This is a genomic window from Rhizobium ecuadorense (assembly GCF_001187535.1).
Classification (GTDB): Bacteria; Pseudomonadota; Alphaproteobacteria; order Rhizobiales; family Rhizobiaceae; genus Rhizobium; species Rhizobium ecuadorense.
Genome location: NZ_LFIO01001056.1, coordinates 1 through 263, shown reverse-complemented (window position 1 = coordinate 263; position 263 = coordinate 1). Strand labels below are relative to the sequence as shown.

Genomic DNA, 263 nt, shown 5'->3' with positions numbered 1-263 from the left:
GATGTGGGCAAGCCGCGCCATCGCTGGCGGGCAGGCGGCCTCGTCGCCCAGTTCCTGCCGGAAGCGCCGGAGCGCATGCGCCAGCCGGCGTAGAAGGCCGTATGGGCAACGACCTCGCCGGCTTCGTCGGCGGTCAGGCCGTTATCCATGGCGCGGTTGAGGTGATAGGTGATCTGAGCGCTCTGGCCCGATGCGATCAGCGAGCTGACCGTCACGAGGCTGCGGTCTCGCGGTGCAAGGCCCGGCCGCTGCCAGAGATCGAG

Annotated in this window: 1 protein-coding gene; it reads right to left on the bottom strand. The window is 69.6% G+C overall.

What is annotated here, in order from left to right; genetic code table 11:
* Positions 1–263, bottom strand: a 263-nt coding sequence (locus AF337_RS18850) for a carboxymuconolactone decarboxylase family protein (RefSeq protein WP_244471287.1), incomplete at both ends; no start/stop codon positions are given.